This window comes from Qipengyuania sphaerica, assembly GCF_019711595.1.
Lineage (GTDB): Bacteria > Pseudomonadota > Alphaproteobacteria > Sphingomonadales > Sphingomonadaceae > Qipengyuania > Qipengyuania sphaerica.
Genome location: NZ_JAIGNR010000003.1, coordinates 165,948 through 189,465 on the forward strand (window position 1 = coordinate 165,948; position 23,518 = coordinate 189,465).

The following is a 23,518-nucleotide window of genomic DNA, read 5'->3' on the forward strand; positions in this document are numbered from 1 at the left end:
TGTTGGGGACAATTGGAGACGCTGGTGGGCGCGCCCAACGGCAAACGGGCGCATGCCCGGCTCGCAAAAAGGGAAGACAACATGAAAAAATCACGCATTTTCCTCGCAGGTTTTTCGGCCATGGCCCTCATGGGCACCTCGGCCTGCGTCACGGACCCGAATACGGGTGAGAAGAAGATTTCGCGCACCGTGCTCGGCGGTGTCGGCGGCGCAGTCGCCGGCGGCCTGCTCGGCGGTGTCATCGGGGGCAAGACCGGGCGCATCATCGGCGCCGCAGCAGGCGGTGCAGCAGGCGGTTACGTCGGCTACCGGATGGACCAGCAGATCAAGGAACTGAAGGAGCAGACCGCAGGTTCGGGCGTCGATGTCACCGAGACCGACGGCGGCGAGGCGATTCTCGTCAACCTGCCCGACGGCGTGACCTTCGCCACCGGCAGCGCGACGATCAATTCGACCTTCCGCGCCACGCTCGACAATGTCGCGGCGAACCTCGTCCAGTATCCGAACAGCCTCGTCGACGTATACGGCTATACCGACACCACCGGTGGCACCGACTTGAACCAGCGCCTGTCCGAGCAGCGCGCCCAGGCCGTCGCCAACTACCTCATCAGCCGCGGCGTGAGCTCCTCGCGTATCCGCTGGCAGGGTTACGGCGAGCAGTACGAGCACCTCAAGATCAAGACCGCCGACGGCGTGAACGAACCGCTCAACCGCCGTGTGGAAATCAAGATCATCCCGTTCGACCAGGACGATGTGAACGCTGCACAGGCGGCACAGTAAAGAGACTGGCGCCCTTCAGGCAAAGTCGCAGAACGAAGGGGTCGGGCGAAAGTCCGGCCCCTTTTTCATGCCTTGGCGAACTGTTCCGCCCGTTCCGAGAGATGGTCGACCGTCGCGGCGTGGATTCCCGGCGCGCTCGCGATGATGCCGAACGCACGCGGGTCGCGCTTGTTGTAATCGAGCTTGCGTCCGAAACTGTCCGACACCGCCGCCCCTGCCTCGCGCGCGATCAGGCCTGCTGCGGCGATGTCCCATTCGAAGCCCCAGCGAAGCGTGGCGACGAGGTCGGCGCGGTCGTCGGCGACCATGGCGATGCGCAAGGCGATCGAATTGGGCTGCTCCACTTTTTCGAGCATCCGGTCCTGCTTCATCAGGTCGTTTGCGGGCACGCGCGCACCGGCGAAGTCCTGCCGGGTCGAGGCGGAAATTCTCGTGCCGTTGAGCGTCGCGCCCTGCCCCGCAACGGCTTGCCAAACCTCTCCCCGTGCCGGTGCGCATAGCGAACCGATCAGGGGCCGCCCGCCGCTGATCAGCGCCACAGAGACCGCCCAGCCCTTGCGCCCGCGGATGAAGTCGCGCGTGCCGTCGACCGGATCGACCAGCCATATGAGATCGCGTTCGAGCCGGGACGGATCGTCGACCGTCTCTTCCGACAGCCATCCCGCCGATGGCAGCAGTGCGCCCAGTTCGCGTTTCAGGAAGGCATCGACCGCAAGGTCGGCCTCGCAGACCGGGCTGCCGGGCGTTTTTTCCCACGACTCGAGCTCGGCCCCCACCCCCGGCCACAGGCCGAGCGCGATCTCGCCGGCGCTAGCGACGATGGATTCGAGGCGTTTGCTGTCGATCATGGGGTGCGCGCGGGCACTGCACCCGAAAGTCGCACTTTTCAAGCGGGCCTACGTATGCTTATGCGCGCAGCGACTCCCATCCCCCCAGACGCGCGGCCCTGCGCGAAGGATCAGCGACAGACATGAACATCCACGAATACCAGGCCAAGGAACTCCTCGCGAAATACGGCATCGCCGTCCCGACGGGCTATGCAGCCATGACTGTCGAGGAAGCAGTCGAAGGCGCGAAGAAACTCCCCGGACCGCTCTATGTCGTGAAAGCGCAGATCCATGCCGGCGGCCGCGGCAAGGGCAAGTTCAAGGAGCTCGGCCCCGACGCCAAGGGCGGCGTCCGCCTGTCTAAGAGCATCGAGGATGTCGAAGCCAACGCAAAGGAAATGCTCGGCAACACGCTGGTGACCATCCAGACGGGCGACGAAGGCAAGCAGGTCAACCGCCTCTATGTCACCGACGGCGTCGACATCGCGCACGAATACTACCTTTCGATGCTGGTCGACCGCGCTACCGGCAAGGTCGCCATGATCGCTTCGACCGAGGGCGGCATGGACATCGAGGACGTCGCGCACGAGACTCCCGAGAAGATCACGACCATCACCATCGACCCGGCGCAGGGCTTCATGCCCCACCACGGCCGCGCGGTGGCCTTTGCCCTCAAGCTGACGGGCGACACCAACAAGCAGTGCCAGAAGCTGGCGAAACAGCTCTACACCGCCTTCATGGACCTCGACATGGAAATGCTCGAGATCAACCCGCTGGTGGAAGACAAGGACGGCAATCTTCTCGTCCTCGACACCAAGATGAGCTTCGACGGCAACGCGCTCTACCGCCACAAGGACGTGGAAGCGATGCGCGACGAGACCGAGGAAGATCCGGCCGAAGTCGAAGCATCGGAATACGACCTCGCCTACATCAAGCTCGACGGTAACATCGGCTGCATGGTCAATGGCGCAGGCCTTGCCATGGCGACCATGGACATCATCAAGCTGAACGGAGCCTTCCCGGCTAACTTCCTCGACGTGGGCGGCGGTGCGACGACGGAGAAGGTCACCGCAGCATTCAAGATCATCCTCAAGGACCCGGCGGTCGAGGGGATCCTCGTCAACATCTTCGGCGGCATCATGCGCTGCGACACGATCGCGGAGGGCATCGTGGTGGCGGCGAAGGAAGTCGAGCTCGACGTTCCGCTGGTGGTCCGCCTCGAAGGCACCAATGTCGAGAAGGGCAAGGAAATCCTCGCCAACTCGGGCCTGCCGATCGTTCCGGCAGACGATCTGGGCGATGCCGCCCGCAAGATCGTGGCCGAGGTGAAAAAGGCGGCCTGAGCGCCGCCTTCAGCGCCTACTCCATCCGTTCGAAACGGAAAATCAGCTCGTTAATCTCGTCGCCGGCGCTCTTCATGCGCACGGCAGCGAGCAGTCCGTCCTCGCCATCGCACCGCAGCGTGAGCGAGCGGAAATAGGCCGCGCAGTCCTCCACCGCGATGAGGCGGAAGGTCAGCATCTTGTCCTTCTCCTCCCATCCGGTGAGATCGGCGTTGAAGTGCTTGAGCCGCAGGACCAGCGTGCCTTCTTCTTCCATCAGGTAGAGGATTTCGCTGAAGCGGATGCCCCCCTCGCCTGTTTCCTGCACGAAGGTGCCGACCATGGTGTCGCCGCTCGGCGGGAGCCAGCTTTCCATCGCGGGAGCGCCGCCGATTCCGGTCCCGACCCACTGGCCGACGAGCCAGTCCATCTGTTCGACGCCGGCGGGTGGGGGCACGTGGTCGTCGGGTGCGACACGCGTCTCCTGGCCTGCGAGCGGCGAACCAAGCAAAAGCAATGCGGAAACAATCGGCCAGACGCGCATGGTGCACTTCCTCCCTCGGGAGCCGAAACTATTGCCGAATTGAGGGATAGTAAAGGTGAACGTCCGTCGCGCTTGACCTGCGGTTTTACGCGGGCGAGGGAGCGGCAGGAAAGGTCAGAATTCGATGCCCGCCCAACTTGACGTTTACGTAAACGCAAGCTAGGTGGGCGCCACAGTTTCTATCGAGAGGAAGGTACTCGCATGAAAATCCTCGTCCCCGTCAAGCGGGTGATCGATTACAACGTCAAACCGCGCGTGAAGGCCGATGGCTCGGGCGTGGACCTCGCCAACGTCAAGATGAGCATGAACCCCTTCGACGAAATCGCCGTCGAAGAGGCCATCCGCATCAAGGAAGCGGGCAAGGCGGAAGAAATCGTCGCCGTGTCGATCGGCCCGGCAAAGGCGCAGGAAACGCTGCGTACCGCGCTCGCCATGGGTGCGGACCGCGCGATCCTCGTCGAAACCGATGACGAAGTCGAACCGCTTGCTGTCGCCAAGATCCTCAAGGCCATTGCCGAAGAAGAGAACCCCGGCATCGTGATGCTCGGCAAACAGGCGATCGACGACGATTCGAACCAGACCGGCCAGATGCTCGCTGCCCTCATGGGCCGTCCGCAGGGCACCTTCGCCAACACGGTCGAAGTTGACGGCGATCATGTCACCGTGAAGCGCGAAGTCGATGGCGGTCTCGAAACCGTGAAGCTTTCGCTTCCCGCCATCGTCACCACCGACCTTCGCCTCAACGAGCCGCGCTATGCTTCGCTGCCCAACATCATGAAGGCGAAGAAGAAGCCGCTCGATACCAAGAGCCCGTCCGATTACGGCGTCGACACCACGCCGCGCCTCAAGACCACCAACGTCTCCGAACCGCCGGTTCGCCAGGCAGGCGAAAAGGTAGAAGACGTCGATGCGCTGGTCGCCAAGATCAAAGCGCTCGGCATCGCGTAAGACCCCGGACTTCGAAAGGAATAGACTTATGAAAACTCTCGTCTGGGTCGAACACGACAATGCCGAGATGAAGGACGCAACCCTGGCCGCGGTCACCGCCGCAGGTAAGCTGGGCGAAGTCCACCTGATCGTCGCAGGCTCGGGTTGCCGCGCCGTCGCCGAACAGGCCGCCAAGGTCGCGGGCGTGGGCAAGGTCCATCTCGCCGACAATGCGGCTTACGAGCACGCGCTGGCTGAAAACGTAGCGCCGCTGATCGCCGACCAGATGGGCCACCACGATGCCTTCGTGGCGCCCGCAACCACCACCGGCAAGAACATCGCCCCGCGCGTCGCAGCGCTGCTCGACGTGATGCAGGTCTCGGACATCCTCTCGGTCGAAGGTGACAAGACCTTCACCCGCCCGATCTACGCCGGCAACGCGATTGCGACTGTCGAAAGCTCGGATGAAAAGCTCGTCATTACCGTGCGCGGCACGGCCTTCGACAAGGCCGCTACCGAAGGCGGTTCGGGTACGATCGAGGAAATCTCGGGTCCCGCAGATGCAGGCCTCTCGAGCTTCGTCAGCGCGGAAATCGCCGAGAGCGACCGCCCCGAACTGACAAGCGCCAAGGTCATCGTCTCGGGTGGCCGCGCGCTGAAGGACGCGGAAACTTTCGAGCAGGTCATCACCCCGCTGGCCGACAAGCTCGGCGCAGGCATCGGCGCATCGCGCGCCGCGGTCGATGCGGGCTACGTGCCCAACGATTACCAGGTCGGCCAGACCGGCAAGATCGTGGCTCCCGAAGTCTACATCGCCATCGGCATCTCCGGCGCGATCCAGCACCTTGCGGGCATGAAGGATTCGAAAACCATCATCGCCATCAACAAGGACGAGGACGCCCCGATCTTCCAGGTGGCCGACATCGGCCTCGTGGCAGACCTGTTCAAGGCAGTGCCGGAACTGACCGAAAAGCTCTGAACAGACAAACGGTTGCAATCGAGACCCCTTCGAAGCATTCTCGTTTCGAAGGGGTCTTTTGATGCGTTATCCAGGATCAGTTCTTTTACTGGCCGCCACGCTTACCAGTATGGCTGGTCGGCCAGCGATGGCCAGCGAGCCGCCGGTTCTCGAACCTTCCAGCCAGTGGCATCTCGATACGGGCGATGAAAGATGTCGCCTCGCACGCGAATTCGGCGAAGGCGCTGCCAAACATATTCTCTTTCTCGAGATGGACGAACCTAGCGCCTATGTCGGATTTCTCCTCGCCGGTCCCGCGATGGAGGAGCTGGATTTGCAGGTTCCCGTGCGCCTGCAATTCGGAAATCTCGAGCCAATTGTTCTGGATCGACACACGCAGGGTTCGCTCGAGGGGTACGGGGCCGCTCTCATGAGTACCGGCATCTCGCTCGACGAGAATTTTCCTGCCGAGCTGGAAGAGACGGGAACGAATGAAAGCAGCGTGACCGAGGCGCCCAAAGGATTGCCGCGCCTGGCATCGGAGCGCTTCACAAACGTAGAGACTCTTACAATCGCGCAAGAGGACGCGGAAAAGGCCGTTCTCAAGCTGCCGTCCCTCCATAAAGCCCTCGAAGCCCTGAACCTGTGCTCGGAGGACTTCATCACCTATTGGGGCCTCGACCTCGAACAACACAGGTCGATGCAGCGCGGACCGAAATGGACCAATTCGCAAAGGGTAGTCCGTCGAATCGCCGCCAATTATCCCTCTGCTGCCTTGCGCAAGGGCGAACAGGGATCCGTGCGGTTCCTGTTGATAATCGATGAGACCGGACAGGTCGAGGAATGTCGGCAGTCGAACGTGACGCTGCTCGACAAGCTCGAGTCTCCAGCCTGCAAGATCATGCGGCGTGGAGAGTTCGAACCGGCTCTGGATGCTGATGGGAACCCGATGCGATCCTATTACGCATCGCAAATCCGCTACGTGCTGCCCTAGTGCTAACCAAAGGCTTCCATCAATCCATGCAGCGTCAGCCCCACCAGCCCGCCCACCAGCGTGCCGTTGATGCGGATGAACTGCAGGTCGCGGCCGACCGCGCTTTCCACCCGGTCGGTCAGCGTGGTCGCATCCCAGCGGCGGACCGTTTCGCTGACCAGCTGGACGATCTGGTCGCCATAGCGCTGGGCGATGCCGACAGCCGTGCGGCGGGCGAAGCGGTTGACCTGCTGCTGGAGACGCAGGTCGTCGCGTAGCGCGCCGCCCAGTTCTGCGAGCGTCTCGCCGAGGTAGCCGCCGCCTGCGCCGCCGCTTTCGCGGATGCTCCTGATGAGGCGCGCGCGGATGCGCTCCCAGACCGACTGCCACCATTGCGCAATCGCCGGGTTGTTGAGCAGCTCGACCTTCATCCGTTCGACACGCGCCTGCATTTCCGGGTCTTCGCGCATGCCTCGGGCAAGTTCGTGCAAGCCTTCCTCGATCTTGTCGCGCAGGGGATGCTCCGGATCGACGAGCACTTCGGCGAGCAGCTTGTAGAGCCCGTCGATCACCGAATTGGCGAGCCGCTCGTCTAGCCCGGTAAAGCGCAGCACGGCGTTGGCCCGCTTGTGCACCATGTCGCGCACCATCTGCTCGTTGTCCTCAAGCACGATCCCGGCCCAGCGGATGATCTTGTCGATGATGATCCTGTGCCGCCCGTCCTCGATCATCGCATCGAGCATGCTGCCGAGAAGCGGCGCGATATCGAGCTTCTCGATCTGTGCGGCGAGACCCGCTCGCACCTGCGTCCCCAGGCGTTCGGGATCGAGCGATTCGAGCACTTCGACCGCAAGCTCGCCTGCGCCCACTCGCACGCGCGAATCGCGGACGGCCTTGGGATCGGCGAGGTAGCTCCCGATCGCCCCGGCAAGGTTCATCGCCCCCATGCGCCTTGCGACGACCTGAGGGGTCAGAAAATTCTCGCGCAGGAAGCCAGCCATCGTGTCGGCGATGCGATCCTTGTTCTCGGGAATGATCGCCGTGTGCGGGATCGGAAGGCCCAGCGGGCGCCGGAACAGGGCGGTAACCGCGAACCAGTCGGCCAGCCCGCCGACCATCGCGGCCTCGGCAAAGGCGTGAACGTATCCCCATGCCGGATGCACATCGAGATAGCGGCCCGACGCGATGAAGATCACCGCCATCAGGAACAACATGCCGGTCGCGGTCCGGCGCATGGCCTTCGCACGGTCGGGCGGCAGCGGGCCGCCGCCAGTGCTTACAGATCGTTGGATTGGGCCCGCCATACTCTAGGCGACGTTTACTCCGCCGGTTCGATCCCGGGTTTGCGCCCGCGGATCGATCCATCGTCCATTCCCGGACGATAGGAGAGGAGGCGATCGCGCAGCCATGGTCCGGCGCGCTTCTCGATACCGTCGGCAAGGCTGAAGCCGGCCGGTACGATCAGCAGTGTCAGGAATGTCGAGACGATCAGGCCCCCGATCACTGCCACGCCCATCGGCTGGCGCCACGCGCCGTCCGCCGAAAGCGACATTGCAGTCGGAACCATGCCGGCAGTCATGGCGACGGTCGTCATCACGATCGGCTGGGCACGCTTCTGGCCAGCCTCCATGATCGCGTCGTATTTGCGCTTGCCGTGATCCATCGCCTCGATCGCGAAATCGACCAGCAGGATCGAGTTCTTCGCCACGATGCCGAACAGCAGCAGGATACCGATGAAGACGGGCAACGACAGCGCCATTCCCGAGGGCATAACGATGTTGGCGAGCTGCACCGCGAGGATCGCCCCGAGCGGTGCGAGCAGGAGCGAGCCCATGTTGACCAGCGGCGACATGAGGCGGCGATAAAGCAGGACCAGGACGGCGAAGACCAGCAGGATCCCGGCGACCAGCGCGATCTGGAAATCGACGAAGAACTCGGCCAGCCAGCGATCCTGTCCGCTGGGCGCATTCGATACGCCGATCGGCAGGTTCTGCATGATCGGGAGCTCGTTGATCTTCTGCTTTGCCACGCCTTCCGCCGCACCGGGCGACAGGTCGGCGCTGACGAAGACACGGCGCTGGCGGTCTTCGCGCTGGATCGTCGTGGGTCCGGCGCCGAAGCGGATATCTGCAACCCGCTCCAGCGGAACCGAGCCGCCGGTTGCAGTGGGCACCGGCAGGTTGCGGATGGTAGCGATCCGGTCGCGCGATTCCTCCGGCAACATGACGCGGATCGGGATCTGACGGTCCGACAGCGAGAAACGCGCCGCATTCTGGTCGATCTCGCCGATAGTGGCGATACGGATTGCCTGGCTGAGCGATGCGGTTGTCACACCCAGCGAGGCCGCAAGGTCGGCACGCGGTTCGATAATGAGTTCGGGCCGCTGGAGATCCGCCTCGAGCCGAGCACCCTGGACTTCCCTGATGCCGCCCATCTGCTCGACAAGGGTTTCCGCTGTGGTCTTGAGCAAGTCTGGGTCGCTACCCGACAGCATGACGTTGATCGCCCGGCCCGAACCGCCGCCGCCGCCATCGCCCTGCATATTGCGGAAATTGAGACGTGCGTCCGGCACCTGCCGCAGGAGCGGGGACACGTCGCGCTCGATTTCGGCGCTCGTCCGTTCGCGGTCGTCGCGATAGGTGATGAAGAAACTCGCCCCGCCCTCCCAGATCGACGCCAGGACATTCTCGACCTCGGGCTGGTCGTCGATGATCGCAAGCGCCTGTTCGGCGCGTTCTTCGGTCTGTTCGAGCGTCGTGCCCGGCACCATCGACATCCTGACATCGGCAAAATCGAAGTCCGCATCCGGGAAGAACTGGGCCGGAGTCGTGGCGAAAAGGATGATCGTCAGGATGAAGGATAGAAGCCCTGCCCCCATGACCCAGGCGCGGTGATCCCCGCGAAGGTGCGCGCCCAGTTTCCCGAAGAAGCCGATCCGCCCCTTGCGGGCGATCTTGGCGGCCTTGATCTCGCGCGCCTTGTCGCGATCAAGGGTCCATTCGAGGACGCGCGCATATCTCTGGATCCACGGCCCGTTGGCATGATCCTCCACGCCGTGCGGCTTGAGGAAATAGGCCGCGAGCATCGGGGTAATCATTCGCGCGACGGCAAGGCTCATCAACACCGAGACGACGACCGTGATGCCGAAATTCTCGAAATATTGTCCGGCGACACCGGGCAGCAAGGCAACCGGCAGGAAGACCGCCACGATGGAAAATGACGTTGCCGCAACCGCGAGGCCGATCTCGTCGGCCGCGTCGATCGAGGCCTGGAAGGCGGTCTTGCCCATGCGCATGTGGCGCACGATATTTTCGATCTCCACGATCGCATCGTCGACCAGCACGCCGGCCACGAGGCCCAGCGCGAGCAGGCTCATCTGGTTGAGCGTGTAGCCCATGTAGTGGAGTACGAAGAAGGTCGGGATGGCAGACAGCGGGATGGCAACTGCGGAAATGAATGTCGCGCGCCAGTCGCGCAGGAAGAAGAAAACCACGACGACGGCGAGGATCGCGCCTTCGATCAGCGCTTCGATCGAGGAGTTGTACTGCCCCTTGGTGTACTGGACGATGTTGAACAGCTCGACGAATTTCACGCCCGGATATTCGGCCTCGATCTGCTGCATGACGATCTGCGATTCGTCGTAGACCGTCACGTCGGATTCGCCGCGCGCGCGCGCCAGCGAAATGGTCACGACAGGCTGGCCGTTGACCTTGGAGATGGTCGTGATCTCGCTCTGGCCGTCCTTGACCTCGGCAATATCGGCCAGCTTGATTGAACGCCCGCCGCCGAGCGCGATCCTGCGCTGCCCGAGTTCGTATGCTGTTTCCGCATTGCCGACGACGCGTACCGACTGACGCGACCCCGCGATCTCCGCCTGTCCGCCGCCGGCGTTGAGGTTGTTCTGGCGCAGCACCGAGTTGACCTGCGAAGCGGTCACGCCGAGCGATTGCATGCGTGCAGGATCGAGGATGACGCGAATTTCGCGCGATACCCCGCCGCCGCGCGATGCGCTTGCCATGCCGGGAACCGCGAGCAGGCGCTTCGACACCGTGTCGTCGACGAACCAGCTCAACTGTTCCATCGTCATGTCGTCGGAGATCACGGCATAGCTGGCGAAACTGTCGTTACCCGCGCGCACCTTGTAAACGCGCGGTTCGATGATGCCGTCGGGCAGGTCGCCGCGGATCTGGTCGATATTAGACTTGGCCTCGCTGACGAGGTCGTTCACGTCGTACCCGAATTCGAAAGACACGAAGGTTCGCGAATTGCCTTCGCTCACCGTGCTGCTGATCGTCTCGAGACCCTCCATCGAGGCAATCGCGGATTCGACCTTTTCGGTGATTTGCGTGTCGATTTCGGTCGGCGCGGCACCAGGCTGCGAGATCGAGATGATGAGCGCGGGGAAGTCGAGGTCGGGATCGTTCTGCACTTCCATGCGCAGAAAGCTGATCATGCCCGCCAGCGTCAGGGCGACGAAGAGGACGAGCGGGACTACCGGGTTGCGGATCGACCAGGCCGACAGATAGCGGAAATTCATCGACTTATTTCCCCGCGGCCTTCTGGAGCTTGGGTTCGACTTCCTGCCCTTCGCGCAGGAATCCGCCCGCCCGCAGGACGACGCGTTCGTTGCCGGTCAGGCCTTCGAGAACCGTTAGCCCGCCGTCGCTGATGATGCCCGTCTCGATGTCGCGCCGCGACACCTTGTTGTCGGCTCCGACGATATAGACATAGGGCTGTCCGTCATCGTCCATGATGGCGCTCTCGGGCAGGACCGGGGCGACGACGGTGCCGGAGCTGATGGTGGCGGAAGCGAAGCCGCCGGGACGCAGCGCGGGATCGTAGGACAGGGCGATGCGTGCCGTGCCCTGCCGAGTCTGGTTGTCTATCGTAGGCGCAACCTGCCAGACCTGTCCGGTGAAGCTCTTGTCCTGGCCGACCGGGATCACTTCGGCGCTCGCGCCTGCCTTCATGCTGGCGAGTTCGGTTTCGCCGAGCTGCGCGAGCATTTCCATCTCGCCGCCCTTGGCGATCGTGAACAGCGGCATGGATCCGCCGCTCACCGTCTGACCGGGCTCGACATTGCGTTCGAGCACGAGACCTGCCGAAGGCGCGACGATGTTGAGGCGGGCATTGCGGGCCTGGAGCTCGCGCAGCTGTGCCTGGGCCACGCGAACACGGGCGTTGGCAGCATCGCGGGTCGCAGTGAGGCGGTCCACATCGGCCTTGGACACGAAGCCGCGTTCGACCAGTTGCAAGGCACGGTCGAGATTGGACTGGGCAAGTTCGGCATCGGCGCGCGCCACCTGGATCTGCGCTGCCGCGCTCTGAGCCTGCTGGGTCTGGACCGAGCGATCGATTACCGCGAGCACCTGGCCCTGGCGAACCCAGCTGCCAGCATCGACCGGGACCGAGACCACACGTCCGCCTTCACCGACCACGCCGACAGGCATCGAACGCCGCGCAGCAAGAGTGCCGGTTGCCGTGATTTCACCCTCGACGGTCGTGCGGCCGGGGGCAACGACAGTGACGGTCTGCAGCTGTGAAGGCGGCGGTCCGGCTTCTTCCTCGCCGCCCATGAACAGGTAACCTGCGACAATCGCCGCGAGCAGTCCGAGCAGGGCGATGACGATGATACGCTTGCGCCGGCTCTTGCGGTACTCTTCGGCAGTTGCTTCGCTGTCGAGCATCACCTCCACCGTTTCGTCCCCGTCCGCCCGAATTTCCGATTCATACGTCATGTGCTGGCCCCGTCTGGCAGCGTCTTGCCTTAGGCTGGTGTGTTACTCGCCTAAATCACAATGCGCAAGTCTGCGGCTTTCCTAGTAGTAGCTGGTTACTGCAGGGGCAATGTTTCGCTCGACGGGAGTGGTATCGAGGCGGACGAATGTCGGGGACCTGTGCCGCCTGTGCACCGGGCGTACGAAAAAGGCGGCGAAGCCGAAGCCTCGCCGCCCTCTCGAGTTGGTCAATTCCCCGAAACGTTACCGCACGCGGCCACGCTGCACGAGGTTCGCGATACCGAGCAGCACGATGGCGCCGACGATCGCGATGATGAAGCCGGTCAGGTTGAAGCTCTGGATCGAGCCTTCGATGCCCAGCAGGGCGCCGGCGAGGAAATTGCCGAGAAGCGCGCCGATGATGCCGACGATGATATTCCAGAAAATGCCCATCGAAGCGTCGCGGTTCATGACGAGGCTTGCGAGCCAGCCGGCGACGCCGCCGACGATAATTGCGATAATCCAACCCATGTTGATCTCTCCTGTTTCACTCCCATCCGACCCTGTGCACCCCAAACGGGCGGCACAAAAGACGGTTCCCCCGGGTGCAGGGGCAATTACGGAGCGGATTCAGAGAGTTTTGGTTCCCGCGAGACGCGGAAACCGGGTGCCGAATCAATATTTGAACTGGCGCTCGTAGAGGTCGCGATAGTGCTGGATACGCGTGACGCGCAGGCCCTGCATGCCCGAGCGATCGACCGCGCGCTGCCAGGAAGCGAATTCCTCCAGCGTAAGCGTGTAACGGTCGAGCACTTCGTCGATCGTCAGCAGGCCGCCATTTACGGCAGCCACGACCTCGGCCTTCCGGCGCACGACCCAACGTTTCGTCGAGGGCGACGGCAAGTCCTCAAGGGTCAGCGGCTCGCCAAGCGGGCCGATTACCTGTGCAGGGCGGATGTCCTGATTTTCGATCATCTATTTCTCTCGGTCGCCTTGCACCGCACCAGTTGCGGCTCGTCCCCGACCTAGCGCCTCGTCTTTGCCATGCGTTAAACCATTGTGGTTAACGGGCCGTTTACTTTCGTCGTCGTTTTCGCGGCGGATTTCGCCAAAGGCATCGAAGCCGCCGCCCTCTGCCCGCGCCAGCTCCTCGCGCAGTTCGCGAGTCGCCGACAGCTTGGCCACAAGCTCGGTCCAGCGAAACTGGTGCAAACCCGTGCTTTCGCGCGCCTGCTCCAAGCTCTTCTTGTTGAATTGCCCCTCAAACATTCCTCCCCTCATAAGGGCGTATGGTAAAGAGGATGTGAATCATGTTTTCCGGCGGAAATCGGTAAATGCTGGAGGATGGCGGCAAGGAAGTGTAAGGGGCGCGCCATGCCCGAATCCCGTCTCCTCGACCCGGCGAGCGCCGCCGGACTGTTCGACCTTGGCAAGCCCGCGTCGCAGGCCCGCATCGTGGTAGCGATGTCGGGCGGCGTGGATTCGTCGGTAGTGGCTGCCCTCGCCGCGAAAAGCGGGGCCGAGGTTATCGGCATCACGCTGCAGCTCTACGATTACGGCGCCGCCACCGGCCGCAAGGGTGCCTGCTGCGCCGGCGACGATATCGCCGATGCGCGCGCTGTGGCCGACCGGCTTGGTATCGCGCATTATGTCTCCGACCACGAAAGCGCGTTCCGCGAAGAGGTAGTCGAGACTTTCGCCGACGAATATCTGTCCGGGCGCACGCCTGTCCCCTGCATCCGCTGTAACATGGGCCCGAAGTTCACCGACCTCTTCGCCATGGCGCGCGAGCTTGGGGCGGATTGCCTTGCCACCGGTCACTACGTCCAGCGCGTGATGGGTCCGGCAGGCCCCGAACTGCACCGCGCGACCGATCCCGCGCGCGACCAGTCCTATTTCCTCTACGCCACCACCGAAGCGCAGCTCGATTACCTGCGTTTCCCATTGGGGGGCCTGCCCAAGAGCGAAGTGCGAGAGCTGGCCGAAGCCGCCGGCCTGCGCAATGCCGCCAAGCCCGACAGCCAGGACATCTGCTTCGTGCCCGACGGCGATTATGCCAAGATCGTCAAGAAGATGCGTCCCGAAGGCGCCCGGGCCGGTGCGATCGTCCATGCTTCGACAGGTGAGGAGCTCGGCAAGCACAAGGGCGTGATCCACTACACCGTCGGCCAGCGCCGCGGATTGGAGATCGGCGGCCAGCCCGAACCGCTCTACGTCGTGGGCATCGATGCCGAAAATGCGCAGGTGAAGGTCGGGCCCAAGCGCCTGCTCGCAGTGACCGAAGCGCACCTGATCGAGACCAACCGGATAGGCCCGCTGCCCGATGTACCGCTGACCGCAAAGGTGCGCAGTCTCGCCAAGCCGGTCCCGATCGCTCTCGAAGGTCCGCTCGGCGACAATTCCCCCGCCACGATCCGTTTCGAAACGCCCGAATTCGGCGTCGCGCCGGGCCAGGCGGCAGTCATTTATGCCGGGGAGCGCGTTGTCGGCGGTGGATGGATCGACTCCACTACGTAAGGCGCGCTTGCCTAAGGCCCGTTTACCTTACTAGTGATGCGGGAAACAGGAGATAGAATCTTTGGGCGCGAAACGGGCTTTGATTACCGGGGTAACGGGACAGGACGGGTCCTATCTCGCGCGGTTGCTGCTGGAGAAGGGCTACGAAGTCCATGGCCTCAAGCGCCGTTCGTCATCCTTCAACACCGGCCGGATCGAGGACATTTACGAGGACCCGCATGTGCAATCGCAGCACATGTTCCTCCATTTCGGCGACGTGACCGACGCAACCAACGTCATCCGCGTGGTGCAGGAAGTCCAGCCGCACGAGATCTACAATCTCGCCGCGCAGAGCCATGTGCAGGTGAGCTTCGAGACCCCCGAATACACCGCCAATGCCGACGCACTGGGCGCACTTCGCCTGCTCGAGGCAATGCGCATCCTGAAGCTCGAAGGCCACACGCGTTATTTCCAGGCATCTACCAGCGAAATGTTCGGCATGGTGCAGGAAACTCCGCAGACCGAAAAGACGCCCTTCTACCCCCGCAGCCCCTATGCAGTGGCCAAGCTCTATGCGCACTGGATCACGGTGAACTACCGCGAGGCGTACAACATGCACGCCAATTGCGGGATCATGTTCAACCATGAAAGCCCGGTCCGCGGCGAAACTTTCGTGACGCGCAAGATCACGCGTGCGGCGGCGCAGATCCATCTCGGGATGGAAGACAAGCTCTACCTCGGCAATCTCGATGCCGAGCGCGACTGGGGCCATGCGCGCGAATATGCGCGCGGAATGTGGATGATGCTGCAGCAGGACGTGCCCGACGATTACGTGCTCGCCACGGGCGTCACGATCAGCGTGCGCGAGTTCACGCAGTGGGTTTTCAAACATGCCGGTTTCGAACTCGAATGGCGCGGCGAAGGCGAGGACGAGAAAGGTTACGACAAGGCCACCGGTCGCTGCCTCGTCGAGATCGACCCGCGCTATTTCCGCCCGACCGAGGTCGATTACCTGCTCGGCGATGCGTCGAAGGCGAAAAAGAAGCTCGGCTGGGAGGCGGAAACGCCGGTCCGCGAGCTGGCGCGCGAGATGTACGAGAGCGATCTCGCCAAGTTCCGCGCCCGCAAGAAGTGAGTGCCTATGAGCTAACCGGCAAGCGCATCTATGTCGCGGGGCAGCGCGGCATGGTGGGCAAGGCGCTGGTCCGGCGGCTGGGGCGCGAAGACTGTGAAATCCTCACCGCCGATCGCTCGGTCGATCTGCGCGACCAGGGCGCGGTGCGCGAATGGTTTGCCGGACATCAGCCTGACGCCGTCCTGCTGGCAGCGGCGCGCGTTGGCGGGATCATGGCCAATGCGGAGCGTCCGGGCGAGTTTCTTTACGACAATCTCGCCATCGCCACGACGGTGATCCAAGCGGCGCGCCAGCACGGGGTCGGCAAGCTCCTGTTCTTGGGCTCGTCCTGCATATATCCCAAGTTTGCCGAGCAGCCGATTACCGAAGACGCCTTGCTGACCGGCGCGCTCGAGCCGACCAACGAGGCCTATGCCATCGCCAAGATCGCCGGTCTCAAGCTCGCGAGCGCCTACCGCAGGCAATATGGCTGCGATTACATCTCGGCCATGCCGACCAACCTTTATGGCCCGGGCGACAATTACGATCCGGAAGGCAGCCATGTCATTCCCGGCATGATCCGGCGCTTCCACGAGGCGAAGCTGGCGGGCAAGGACGCGGTGGAGATCTGGGGCAGCGGCACGCCGAAGCGCGAATTCCTCCATGTCGACGACCTCGCCGATGCCTGCGTGTTCCTGCTCCAGAACTACTCGGACGAGAGCCACGTCAACGTCGGCTTCGGCGAGGACATCGCGATCATCGACCTTGCGCATCTCGTCGCGCGGGTGGTCGGCTTCGAGGGCCGGATCGAATGCGACACTTCCAAGCCCGACGGGACGCCGCGCAAGCTGATGGATTCATCGCGCCTGTCGGCGATGGGCTGGAAGCCGTCGATCGGTTTGGAAGAGGGACTGCGCAAAGCCTATCGCGCCTTCCTCGAAGAAGCGGCCTAGCCGTATTCCCACTTTTTCAGCACGCAGCCGTAGCCCTCGCGATAACGCGCCGTATCCGACGCGATGAAGGGGATAGAGGCAGTGACACTCCTGGCCTGGTCGTCGTCGCTGAACGACACCAGCTCCATGCCTTCGAGCTTGTCCTTCGCACAATCCTCGAGGCTGCGTCCGGCTACATAGCGGCACGAGCAGGCCACCCGTGCGCCATAGGCCGTAGCTGCCTCCCCCGTACGTCTCAGCCCCTCGCCATAGGCCAGCCATGCCGCTGCGAGACCGGCGAGGGCCAGCACGGCGAGCCACAGCCACCAGCTGGTGAAGAGAGAGCGTTTTTTCGCCATTGCGCGACCTGAATCCTCATGCGAGTGACACGGTGATGTTTCACCGGTCGCACTCCCTTATCGCCCTTGCCCTCGCAACGACAAGCCTTGTCTCATGCGGCTCGCCCGGTCCTGCCGAAGAGCCGCCGCTGAGCGAGGAAGCGCTCGCATCGGTGACCAGCGATGCGGGCGCGCCGAGCAAGGCGCTGGCGCGCGAAGTGGACGATCTGTTCCGCATGGAAGGGCTTGGCGAGACGCGCGCGCTGATCGTGATGAAGGACGGCAAGATCGCCGCAGAGCGCTATGCCGAAGGCTACGACAAGGACACGCGCCTCATCAGCTGGTCGATGGCCAAGACGGTCACCGCGATCATGATCGGCCAGCTTGTCGGCGACGGCCTCCTCCGGCTCGACCAGCCTGCCCCCGTCCCGCGCTGGCAGCGCAGCGGCGACCCGCGCGCCGACATTACCCTGCGACACCTCCTGCAGATGCGCTCCGGTCTCGAGCATACCGAGATGGTCGATCCGCTGCCCGACGCGGATATGACGCGCATGCTCTTCCTCGACGGGCGCGACGACATGGCGGATTATGCCACCGCCAAGCCGCCCGAGGCCGAGGCCGGCGAGAAGTTCGTCTACTCCTCCGCCACCACCGTCATCCTCGCCGATATCGCCGCGCGCGTGCTTGCCGACAGCGACCAGCCCGAGGCGCGCCGCCGCGCGGTTTCGGACTATCTCCACGCCCGCCTTTTCGATCCGCTGGGCGCCACCTCGATGGTCCCCGAATTCGACCGCGCGGGCACACTGATCGGCGGCAGCCTGATGCATGCCACGGCGCGCGACTGGGCGAAGCTGGGCGAGCTGCTGCGCAACAAGGGCTCGTACCGCGGCGAACAGCTGGTGCCGCGCAGCTGGGTGGCCGAGATGGTCAAGCCCAGCCCCAAATCCCCGCAATACGGGCTCCAGACCTGGCTCAACCGGCCGACCGGGGAAGCCGAGCACCCGCTCTTCCCGGACCGCGCTCCGCATTCGGCCTTCTCGATGATCGGGCACATGGGGCAGTATGTCTTCGTCTCGCCCGAACAGGGGCTCACGATTGTCCGCCTCGGCCATTCGAACCGCGAGGAGCGGATCGCCATGCTCCAGCAATTGGCCGATGTGGTCGAGCTTTACCCGTCCGAGGGCAGGTAGAAGCTCCCTTCGATCACGGTCACGCACTGGCCGCCGAGGATCGCCTTGTCGCCATCGCGGCGGCATTGCGCATAGCCCCCCCGCTGCGAAGCCTGGTAGGCGCTGAAGCTTTCGCGCCCCAGTTTTTCGGTCCAGAAGTGGGTGAGGCAGGCATGGGCAGAGCCGGTGAAACTGTCCTCGTCCACCCCGCCACCGGGCACGAAGACGCGGCTGATCACATCGGTATCCTTGCCGTAGGCGGTGCAAATGAACTGATCGTTCCCGAGCGCCCTGAGGCCCCTCAAGTCAGGATCGAGGTCGAGCACCTCGTCTGCCGTGCCGAAATAGTAGATTCCGTAGCGATCCGGGCTCAGCCAGACTTCCTTCGGCTTTCCGCCCAGCAGAGCCACCGCTTCATCCCATGCGTCGGGTGCGGTCTCGATCAGCGGCAGGGCAAGCTCGTATCCCGCTTCGCTGCGGCGCACTTCCAGTATGCCTGCGTTGCGCGTGCGGAACGTCACCGCATCGCCGCCATCGCGCTCCAGGATGACATGCCCGCTCGCCAGCGTGGCATGGCCGCACAGGCGCACTTCCTCGGCAGGCGTGAACCAGCGCAATTCCCAGTCGGCCTCGCCGCTCTCGTCCTTGATCAGATAGGCCGTCTCGGCAAACTTGTTCTCTTCCGCGATCGCCAGCAGCGTTTCATCAGGGAGCCAGCTGTCGAGCGGCATCACCGCCGCCTGGTTGCCGGTGAAGGGCCGCGCGGCGAAGGCATCGACATGGGTATAGGGCAGCTTCAAACTCACTTGTCGCCCTCCAGCTTGGCGAACTCGTCTTCCTCGACCAGCGGATTGTCGGGCTCGTCCACATGGCCTTCGGGATCGATATGGATGAGTAGCTCCATCCCCGGGAAGCGGCGACACAGGTCTTCTTCCACGCGTTCAATGATATCGTGCGCTTCCTCGACGGTCATTTCGCCGGGCAGATCGACATGGAACTGGACGAAATCGCGATTGCCCGCAGTGCGCGTGCGCAAATCGTGCAGATTCGAAAGTTCCGGATGGTTTGCGGCCGCCTCGACGAAAGCGAGCCGTTTTTCCTCGGGCCATTCACGGTCCATCAAATCGTCCACCGCTTCGCGCGCGGCGTTAAATGCGCCCCAGCCGAGCCATGCGGCGATGGCGAGACCGAACAGCGGGTCGGCCTTTCCGAAGCCCAGAAACTGGTCGAGTACCAATGCCGCAATCACCGCGAGGTTGAGCAACAGGTCCGACTTGTAGTGCAAATGGTCGGTCTGGATCGCGAGGCTGCGCGTCCGGTTCATCACGTAACGCTGCCAGCCAAGCAGCGCGAAGGTCAGGGCGATGGCAATCAGCGAGACCGCAATGCCCTCCTGGGCCGCCGAAGTCTGCCCGCCTTCGGCAAGCTGGCTGATCGCGCGCACCGCGATGCCGAAGGCCGATAGCGCGATCAGCATGACCTGGAAGATCGCCGCCAGCGCCTCTGCCTTGCCGTGGCCGAAGCGGTGGTCCTCGTCCGCCGGCATGGAGGCGATCCATACGCCGGTCAGCGTGGCGATGCTGGCGATGAGGTCGAGCGCGCTATCGGCAAGGCTGCCAAGCATGGCGGTCGAACCGGTCTTCCAGCTCGCCCAGCTCTTCAGCGCAACGAGGATGACCGCGACCGTGATCGAGGCCATGGCCGCCGAACGGGCGAGCCAATCGCGGTTATCGGTCACGGCCAAACCTTCACGGATAGAGCAACGTGTTCGACCACGCCTCCTTCGGGCCGGAGCGCGTGAACTGGCGCCGGTCGTGCAGGCGGAACTCGCGGTCGCGCCAGAACTCGATCGTGTGCGGGGTCAGCAGGAAGCCGGTCCAGTGCGGCGGGCGCGGGATGTCGCCTTCGGGAAAACGCTCGTCCAGAGCCGCCACGCGGTCGAGATAGACCTGCCGGTCGGGAAGGGGCCGGGATTGGTCGCTTGCTGCCGAACCGATCTGCGAATTGCGATTGCGCGAGTGGAAGTAACTGTCGGCCTGGTCGGACGAAACCTCTTCCAGTGTCCCCTCGATCCGTATCTGGCGGCGCAGGCTCTTCCAGTGGAACAGCAGCGAGGCCTGCATGTTGGCGCGGATTTCCTCGCCCTTGCGGCTCTGGGCATTGGTATAGAAGACAAAGCCACCGCCCTCGCCCCATTGCGAACCGTGCCCCTTCAGAAGCACCATGCGAACCGAGGGCCGCCCGTCAGGCGTCGCCGTCGCCAGCGCCATGGCATTGGGGTCATTGGGTTCGGCATCCTTCGCCTCTGCGAACCACGTTTCGAAAAGCGTGAAGGGGTCGGTGACCGGAATTGCACTTTGCGCCTGGCTCGCATCTGTCACGGAAAGGCACTCCTACAGCTTGGAACACGTGGGACACGGTCCAGAAAGAAAAAACCCTGCCCGCGCAGTTCGCCCGCAAAGACCGGAACTTCCGCGTGTTTCGAGGGATTGAGGCTGCACATGACCTGTCCCCTAACGATACGCGCGATTGTAGGAAAGCCTGCACGCTTGCACGTTTCCAGTGTTGCACCTAGCTAATACGCCCAATGGCTACAAACGCATCCGATCCCTATTCCACTCTTGGCGTCCAGCGCTCCGCGTCCGAGAAGGACATCAAGAGCGCCTATCGCAAGCTTGCGAAGGAACTGCATCCCGACCGCAACAAAGACAATCCCAAGGCGGCGGAGAGGTTCTCCGACGTGACCAAGGCCTATGACCTGCTGTCGGACAAGGACAAGCGCGCGCAGTTCGACCGCGGTGAGATCGACATGGAAGGCAATCCGACCAATCCCTTTGCAGGAGGAGGATTTGGGGGCGGCGGCTTCGGTGGCGGTGGGTTCCGCGGCGCCGGAGCTGGCGGCCAGCGCGGTTTCCGGGCGGAAGACTTCCAGGGCTTCGGCAACGAACAGGTCGATCTCGGCGATATCTTCGAGGGTCTGTTCGGCGGCGGTCGTGGCGGCGGGCGCGGCGGGGCCCGCCCCGGTGCAGACCCCTTCGGCGGCAGGCGCGCCCCGCCCCCCAAGGGCGCCGACATCACCTATACCTTGCGCATCTCGATGGTCGAGGCGGCAACGCTCGCCGAGCAGCGCATTACGCTCGCCGATGGCAAGACCATCGACCTCAAGCTGCCCAAGGGCGTCGAGGACGGCACGCAGATGCGCCTCAAGGGCAAGGGCGAACAGGGCCCGGGCGGTGCGGGCGACGGGATCATCACGATCAGGATCGACAGGCACAAGCTCTACCAGCGCGACGGGTTCGACGTCCGCTTCGACCTGCCGATCACGCTCGACGAGGCGGTAAACGGCGGCAAGGTCCGCGTGCCCACGGTCGACGGTCCGGTGATGATGACGATCAAGGCAGGGACCAGCGGCGGCACCGTGCTGCGCCTCAAGGGCAAGGGCTTCACGAAGAAGGACGGCAGCCGGGGGGATCAGCTGGTCACGCTCGAAATCCAGCTTCCGCAAGACCTTGGCGAACTTGCCAAGCGGCTCGATGGGTGGAAGGACGAGAGCGACCCGCGCAGCAAGCTCCAGGTGTAACCTGTCCGAAGCCGATCTCCCGCCAGCCAAGGAACGCGAAGTCCATTCGCTGTCCCCGGAGGCGCGCAGGAAGGAAGCGAGCCACCTGCGCGGACGGCTCAAGGAGCATGTCGGCCCCGGCACCCGCGCATGGGACGTGGCAAAGCGCACGCTGGTCGGCACGTACAACGACGGCTTCATCCACGCCGGCAACCTCGCCTATCTCGCCATGCTGGCGATCTTCCCCTTCTTCATTCTCGGCGCGGCGATCTTTTCCGCCATCGGCGAGGAAAGCGAGCGCGCTGCGACCATCAACGCGGTGTTGTTCGCGCTGCCCCCCGTCGTCGGCAATGTCATCGAGCCGGTCGCGCGCGACGTCATCCAGGCGCGCAACGGGTGGCTGCTGTGGGCGGGCGCTTTCATCGCCTTGTGGACTGTCGGCAGCCTCGTCGAAACGATCCGCGACATACTGCGCCGTGCCTATGGCACCGAGGCGACCAAGGCTTTCTGGAAGTACCGCCTCTTTTCTACCGGCGTGATTCTCGGCGCGGTGTTCCTGCTCATGCTCAGCCTGATGGCGCAATTCGTCATCGGTACGGCGCAGGAAGTGATCGAGGCCTATTTCCCCGAACTGATCGACCGGGTGGCGGATTTACGCCTGACGCGCATCGTGCCGGCCTTCGGCCTGTTCGGTTCGCTCTACCTCATCTTCTATACGCTGACCCCGTCCAAATACCGGCGGCGGCGCTATCCCAAATGGCCCGGCGTGCTTGCCACGACCATCTGGTGGATCGCCGTTACCACCATCATGCCGGCGGTGCTGAGCAATTTCTTCACCTATGACCTCACTTATGGCGGGCTTGCCGGCGTGATGATCGCGCTGTTCTTTTTCTGGCTTGTCGGGCTAGGGGTCGTTATCGGCGCGGAACTCAACGCTGCGCTGGCCGTGACTCCCGAAGAGGAACTGGCCGAGGAAGAAGACGAGGGTCGTAGGGCGCAGCTGGAAAAGGAAATGCTCGTCGAGCAGGAAGGATGCGAGGAATGACCGGTCTGATGAAGGGCAAGCGTGGCCTGATCATGGGGCTCGCCAACGACAAGTCGCTGGCCTGGGGCATTGCGAAACAGCTGCACGAGCAGGGCGCCGAAATGGCGTTCTCCTATCAGGGCGAGGCGCTGAAGAAGCGCGTGGCGCCGCTGGCCGAGCAGCTGGGCAGCGATTTCGTGTTCGAATGCGACGTTTCCAACATGGAAGCGCTCGACAGCGCCTTCGGCACGCTGAAAGAGCGCTGGGACACGATCGATTTCGTGGTCCACGCGATCGGCTTTTCGGACAAGAGCGAACTGCGCGGGCAATATGTCGACACCAGCCTCGACAACTTCCTGATGACGATGAATATCTCGGCCTATTCGCTGGTCGCAGTGGCGAAGCGCGCGCGCGACATGATGCCCAATGGCGGCAGCATCCTGACGCTCACCTATTACGGCGCGGAAAAGGTCATCCCGCATTACAACGTGATGGGCGTGGCCAAGGCGGCGCTGGAAACGTCGGTTCAGTACCTTGCCAACGACCTCGGCCCCGAAGGCATCCGCGTGAATGCCATCAGCGCCGGCCCGATCAAGACGCTGGCTGCCAGCGGGATCGGCGATTTCCGCTACATCCTCAAGTGGAACGAATACAATTCGCCGCTGCGCCGCAACGTTACCATCGAGGATGTCGGCGGCTCGGGGCTCTATTTCCTCTCCGACTTATCATCGGGCGTGACCGGCGAAACGCATCATGTCGATGCGGGCTACCATGTTGTAGGCATGAAGCAGGAAGACGCGCCCGACATCGCGCTCGACAAGGGCTGACCTGAGGGGCT

General features: G+C 63.5%; 24 protein-coding genes. 12 read left to right on the forward strand and 12 right to left on the reverse strand.

What is annotated here, in order from left to right; translation table 11 throughout:
- Positions 1 to 81: 81 nt before the first annotated feature.
- Complete coding sequence (locus tag K3178_RS10615) at positions 82 to 780, forward strand: YiaD family glycine zipper/OmpA-like lipoprotein (RefSeq protein ID WP_221571405.1); 699 nt, start codon at positions 82 to 84, stop codon at positions 778 to 780.
- Between the two features lie 65 nt (positions 781 to 845).
- Here the strand turns inward: K3178_RS10615 and K3178_RS10620 are convergent, their stop codons facing one another.
- Positions 846 to 1,628, reverse strand: a complete 783-nt coding sequence (locus K3178_RS10620) for a 3'(2'),5'-bisphosphate nucleotidase CysQ (RefSeq protein WP_221571406.1) — start codon at positions 1,626 to 1,628, stop codon at positions 846 to 848.
- A gap of 122 nt (positions 1,629 to 1,750) precedes the next feature.
- Here K3178_RS10620 and sucC point away from each other — a divergent pair, with 122 nt between their 5' ends.
- The gene (sucC, locus tag K3178_RS10625) at positions 1,751 to 2,950 is read left to right on the forward strand and encodes an ADP-forming succinate--CoA ligase subunit beta (RefSeq protein ID WP_221571407.1); all 1,200 of its coding nucleotides are present in this window, start codon (positions 1,751 to 1,753) and stop codon (positions 2,948 to 2,950) included.
- A 16-nt stretch (positions 2,951 to 2,966) separates the two neighbouring features.
- On the opposite strand, the gene K3178_RS10630 is transcribed toward sucC, so the two are convergent.
- The gene (locus tag K3178_RS10630) at positions 2,967 to 3,473 is read right to left on the reverse strand and encodes a DUF6265 family protein (RefSeq protein WP_221571408.1); all 507 of its coding nucleotides are present in this window, start codon (positions 3,471 to 3,473) and stop codon (positions 2,967 to 2,969) included.
- A 201-nt stretch (positions 3,474 to 3,674) separates the two neighbouring features.
- Here K3178_RS10630 and K3178_RS10635 point away from each other — a divergent pair, with 201 nt between their 5' ends.
- From K3178_RS10635 to K3178_RS10645, 3 genes are all read left to right on the forward strand, one after another.
- Positions 3,675 to 4,421 carry an electron transfer flavoprotein subunit beta/FixA family protein gene (locus tag K3178_RS10635; protein ID WP_221571409.1) on the forward strand — a complete coding sequence of 249 codons (747 nt, stop codon included), beginning with the start codon at positions 3,675 to 3,677 and terminating at the stop codon, positions 4,419 to 4,421.
- Between the two features lie 28 nt (positions 4,422 to 4,449).
- On the forward strand, positions 4,450 to 5,379 hold the full coding sequence (locus tag K3178_RS10640; RefSeq protein WP_221571410.1) for an electron transfer flavoprotein subunit alpha/FixB family protein: 930 nt from the start codon (positions 4,450 to 4,452) through the stop codon (positions 5,377 to 5,379).
- A gap of 127 nt (positions 5,380 to 5,506) precedes the next feature.
- Entirely contained in the window at positions 5,507 to 6,352 is an 846-nt protein-coding gene (locus tag K3178_RS10645; protein WP_221571411.1) for an energy transducer TonB, read from the forward strand.
- 2 nt (positions 6,353 to 6,354) lie between these two features.
- Here the strand turns inward: K3178_RS10645 and K3178_RS10650 are convergent, their stop codons facing one another.
- The 6 genes from K3178_RS10650 to K3178_RS10675 all read right to left on the reverse strand — a co-directional run bounded on the left by K3178_RS10650 (position 6,355) and on the right by K3178_RS10675 (position 13,317).
- Complete coding sequence (locus tag K3178_RS10650; RefSeq protein ID WP_221571648.1) at positions 6,355 to 7,566, reverse strand: DUF445 domain-containing protein; 1,212 nt, start codon at positions 7,564 to 7,566, stop codon at positions 6,355 to 6,357.
- An 83-nt stretch (positions 7,567 to 7,649) separates the two neighbouring features.
- Positions 7,650 to 10,868, reverse strand: a complete 3,219-nt coding sequence (locus K3178_RS10655; RefSeq protein ID WP_221571412.1) for an efflux RND transporter permease subunit — start codon at positions 10,866 to 10,868, stop codon at positions 7,650 to 7,652.
- Positions 10,869 to 10,872: 4 nt separating this feature from the next.
- On the reverse strand, positions 10,873 to 12,069 hold the full coding sequence (locus tag K3178_RS10660) for an efflux RND transporter periplasmic adaptor subunit (RefSeq protein ID WP_221571413.1): 1,197 nt from the start codon (positions 12,067 to 12,069) through the stop codon (positions 10,873 to 10,875).
- A gap of 243 nt (positions 12,070 to 12,312) precedes the next feature.
- Positions 12,313 to 12,579 (reverse strand): GlsB/YeaQ/YmgE family stress response membrane protein, encoded by a 267-nt coding sequence (locus K3178_RS10665; protein WP_221571414.1) that lies wholly within the window; start codon positions 12,577 to 12,579, stop codon positions 12,313 to 12,315.
- A 144-nt stretch (positions 12,580 to 12,723) separates the two neighbouring features.
- Positions 12,724 to 13,023, reverse strand: a complete 300-nt coding sequence (gene sciP / locus K3178_RS10670) for a CtrA inhibitor SciP (RefSeq protein ID WP_221571415.1) — start codon at positions 13,021 to 13,023, stop codon at positions 12,724 to 12,726.
- Positions 13,024 to 13,317, reverse strand: coding sequence for a hypothetical protein (locus K3178_RS10675; RefSeq protein WP_221571416.1), 294 nt, complete (start codon positions 13,315 to 13,317; stop codon positions 13,024 to 13,026).
- Positions 13,318 to 13,422: 105 nt separating this feature from the next.
- Between K3178_RS10675 and mnmA the strand changes: the two genes are divergently transcribed.
- The 3 genes from mnmA (at position 13,423) to fcl (ending at position 16,611) form a co-directional block, all read left to right on the forward strand.
- Positions 13,423 to 14,565, forward strand: a complete 1,143-nt coding sequence (mnmA, locus tag K3178_RS10680; RefSeq protein ID WP_221571417.1) for a tRNA 2-thiouridine(34) synthase MnmA — start codon at positions 13,423 to 13,425, stop codon at positions 14,563 to 14,565.
- Positions 14,566 to 14,626: 61 nt separating this feature from the next.
- Positions 14,627 to 15,679, forward strand: coding sequence for a GDP-mannose 4,6-dehydratase (gmd, locus tag K3178_RS10685; RefSeq protein WP_221571418.1), 1,053 nt, complete (start codon positions 14,627 to 14,629; stop codon positions 15,677 to 15,679).
- Positions 15,676 to 16,611 (forward strand): GDP-L-fucose synthase, encoded by a 936-nt coding sequence (fcl, locus tag K3178_RS10690; RefSeq protein ID WP_345719893.1) that lies wholly within the window; start codon positions 15,676 to 15,678, stop codon positions 16,609 to 16,611. The genes gmd and fcl overlap by 4 nt, the downstream gene beginning before the upstream one ends.
- Here the strand turns inward: fcl and K3178_RS10695 are convergent.
- On the reverse strand, positions 16,608 to 16,949 hold the full coding sequence (locus tag K3178_RS10695; protein ID WP_221571419.1) for a hypothetical protein: 342 nt from the start codon (positions 16,947 to 16,949) through the stop codon (positions 16,608 to 16,610). The two genes, fcl and K3178_RS10695, sit on opposite strands and share 4 nt — an antisense overlap.
- A 35-nt stretch (positions 16,950 to 16,984) precedes the next feature.
- Here K3178_RS10695 and K3178_RS10700 point away from each other — a divergent pair, with 35 nt between their 5' ends.
- Positions 16,985 to 18,118, forward strand: a complete 1,134-nt coding sequence (locus tag K3178_RS10700; protein ID WP_221571420.1) for a serine hydrolase domain-containing protein — start codon at positions 16,985 to 16,987, stop codon at positions 18,116 to 18,118.
- Here the strand turns inward: K3178_RS10700 and K3178_RS10705 are convergent.
- The 3 genes from K3178_RS10705 to pdxH are packed head-to-tail and all read right to left on the reverse strand — an operon-like array spanning position 18,097 to position 20,478.
- A complete protein-coding gene (locus K3178_RS10705) occupies positions 18,097 to 18,897 on the reverse strand; it encodes a PhzF family phenazine biosynthesis protein (RefSeq protein ID WP_221571650.1) in 801 nt (266 codons plus the stop codon). The genes K3178_RS10700 and K3178_RS10705 overlap by 22 nt on opposite strands.
- 2 nt (positions 18,898 to 18,899) lie before the next feature.
- The gene (locus tag K3178_RS10710) at positions 18,900 to 19,835 is read right to left on the reverse strand and encodes a cation diffusion facilitator family transporter (protein ID WP_345719894.1); all 936 of its coding nucleotides are present in this window, start codon (positions 19,833 to 19,835) and stop codon (positions 18,900 to 18,902) included.
- Positions 19,836 to 19,845: 10 nt separating this feature from the next.
- Positions 19,846 to 20,478 (reverse strand): pyridoxamine 5'-phosphate oxidase, encoded by a 633-nt coding sequence (gene pdxH, locus K3178_RS10715; RefSeq protein ID WP_221571421.1) that lies wholly within the window; start codon positions 20,476 to 20,478, stop codon positions 19,846 to 19,848.
- Between the two features lie 206 nt (positions 20,479 to 20,684).
- Between pdxH and K3178_RS10720 the strand changes: the two genes are divergently transcribed.
- The 3 genes from K3178_RS10720 to fabI are packed head-to-tail and all read left to right on the forward strand — an operon-like array spanning position 20,685 to position 23,507.
- Positions 20,685 to 21,677 (forward strand): DnaJ C-terminal domain-containing protein, encoded by a 993-nt coding sequence (locus K3178_RS10720; protein ID WP_221571422.1) that lies wholly within the window; start codon positions 20,685 to 20,687, stop codon positions 21,675 to 21,677.
- Entirely contained in the window at positions 21,631 to 22,701 is a 1,071-nt protein-coding gene (locus K3178_RS10725) for a YihY/virulence factor BrkB family protein (protein ID WP_221571423.1), read from the forward strand. The genes K3178_RS10720 and K3178_RS10725 overlap by 47 nt, the downstream gene beginning before the upstream one ends.
- A complete protein-coding gene (fabI, locus tag K3178_RS10730) occupies positions 22,698 to 23,507 on the forward strand; it encodes an enoyl-ACP reductase FabI (RefSeq protein ID WP_221571424.1) in 810 nt (269 codons plus the stop codon). The genes K3178_RS10725 and fabI overlap by 4 nt, the downstream gene beginning before the upstream one ends.
- The last annotated feature ends 11 nt before the right edge of the window (positions 23,508 to 23,518 follow it).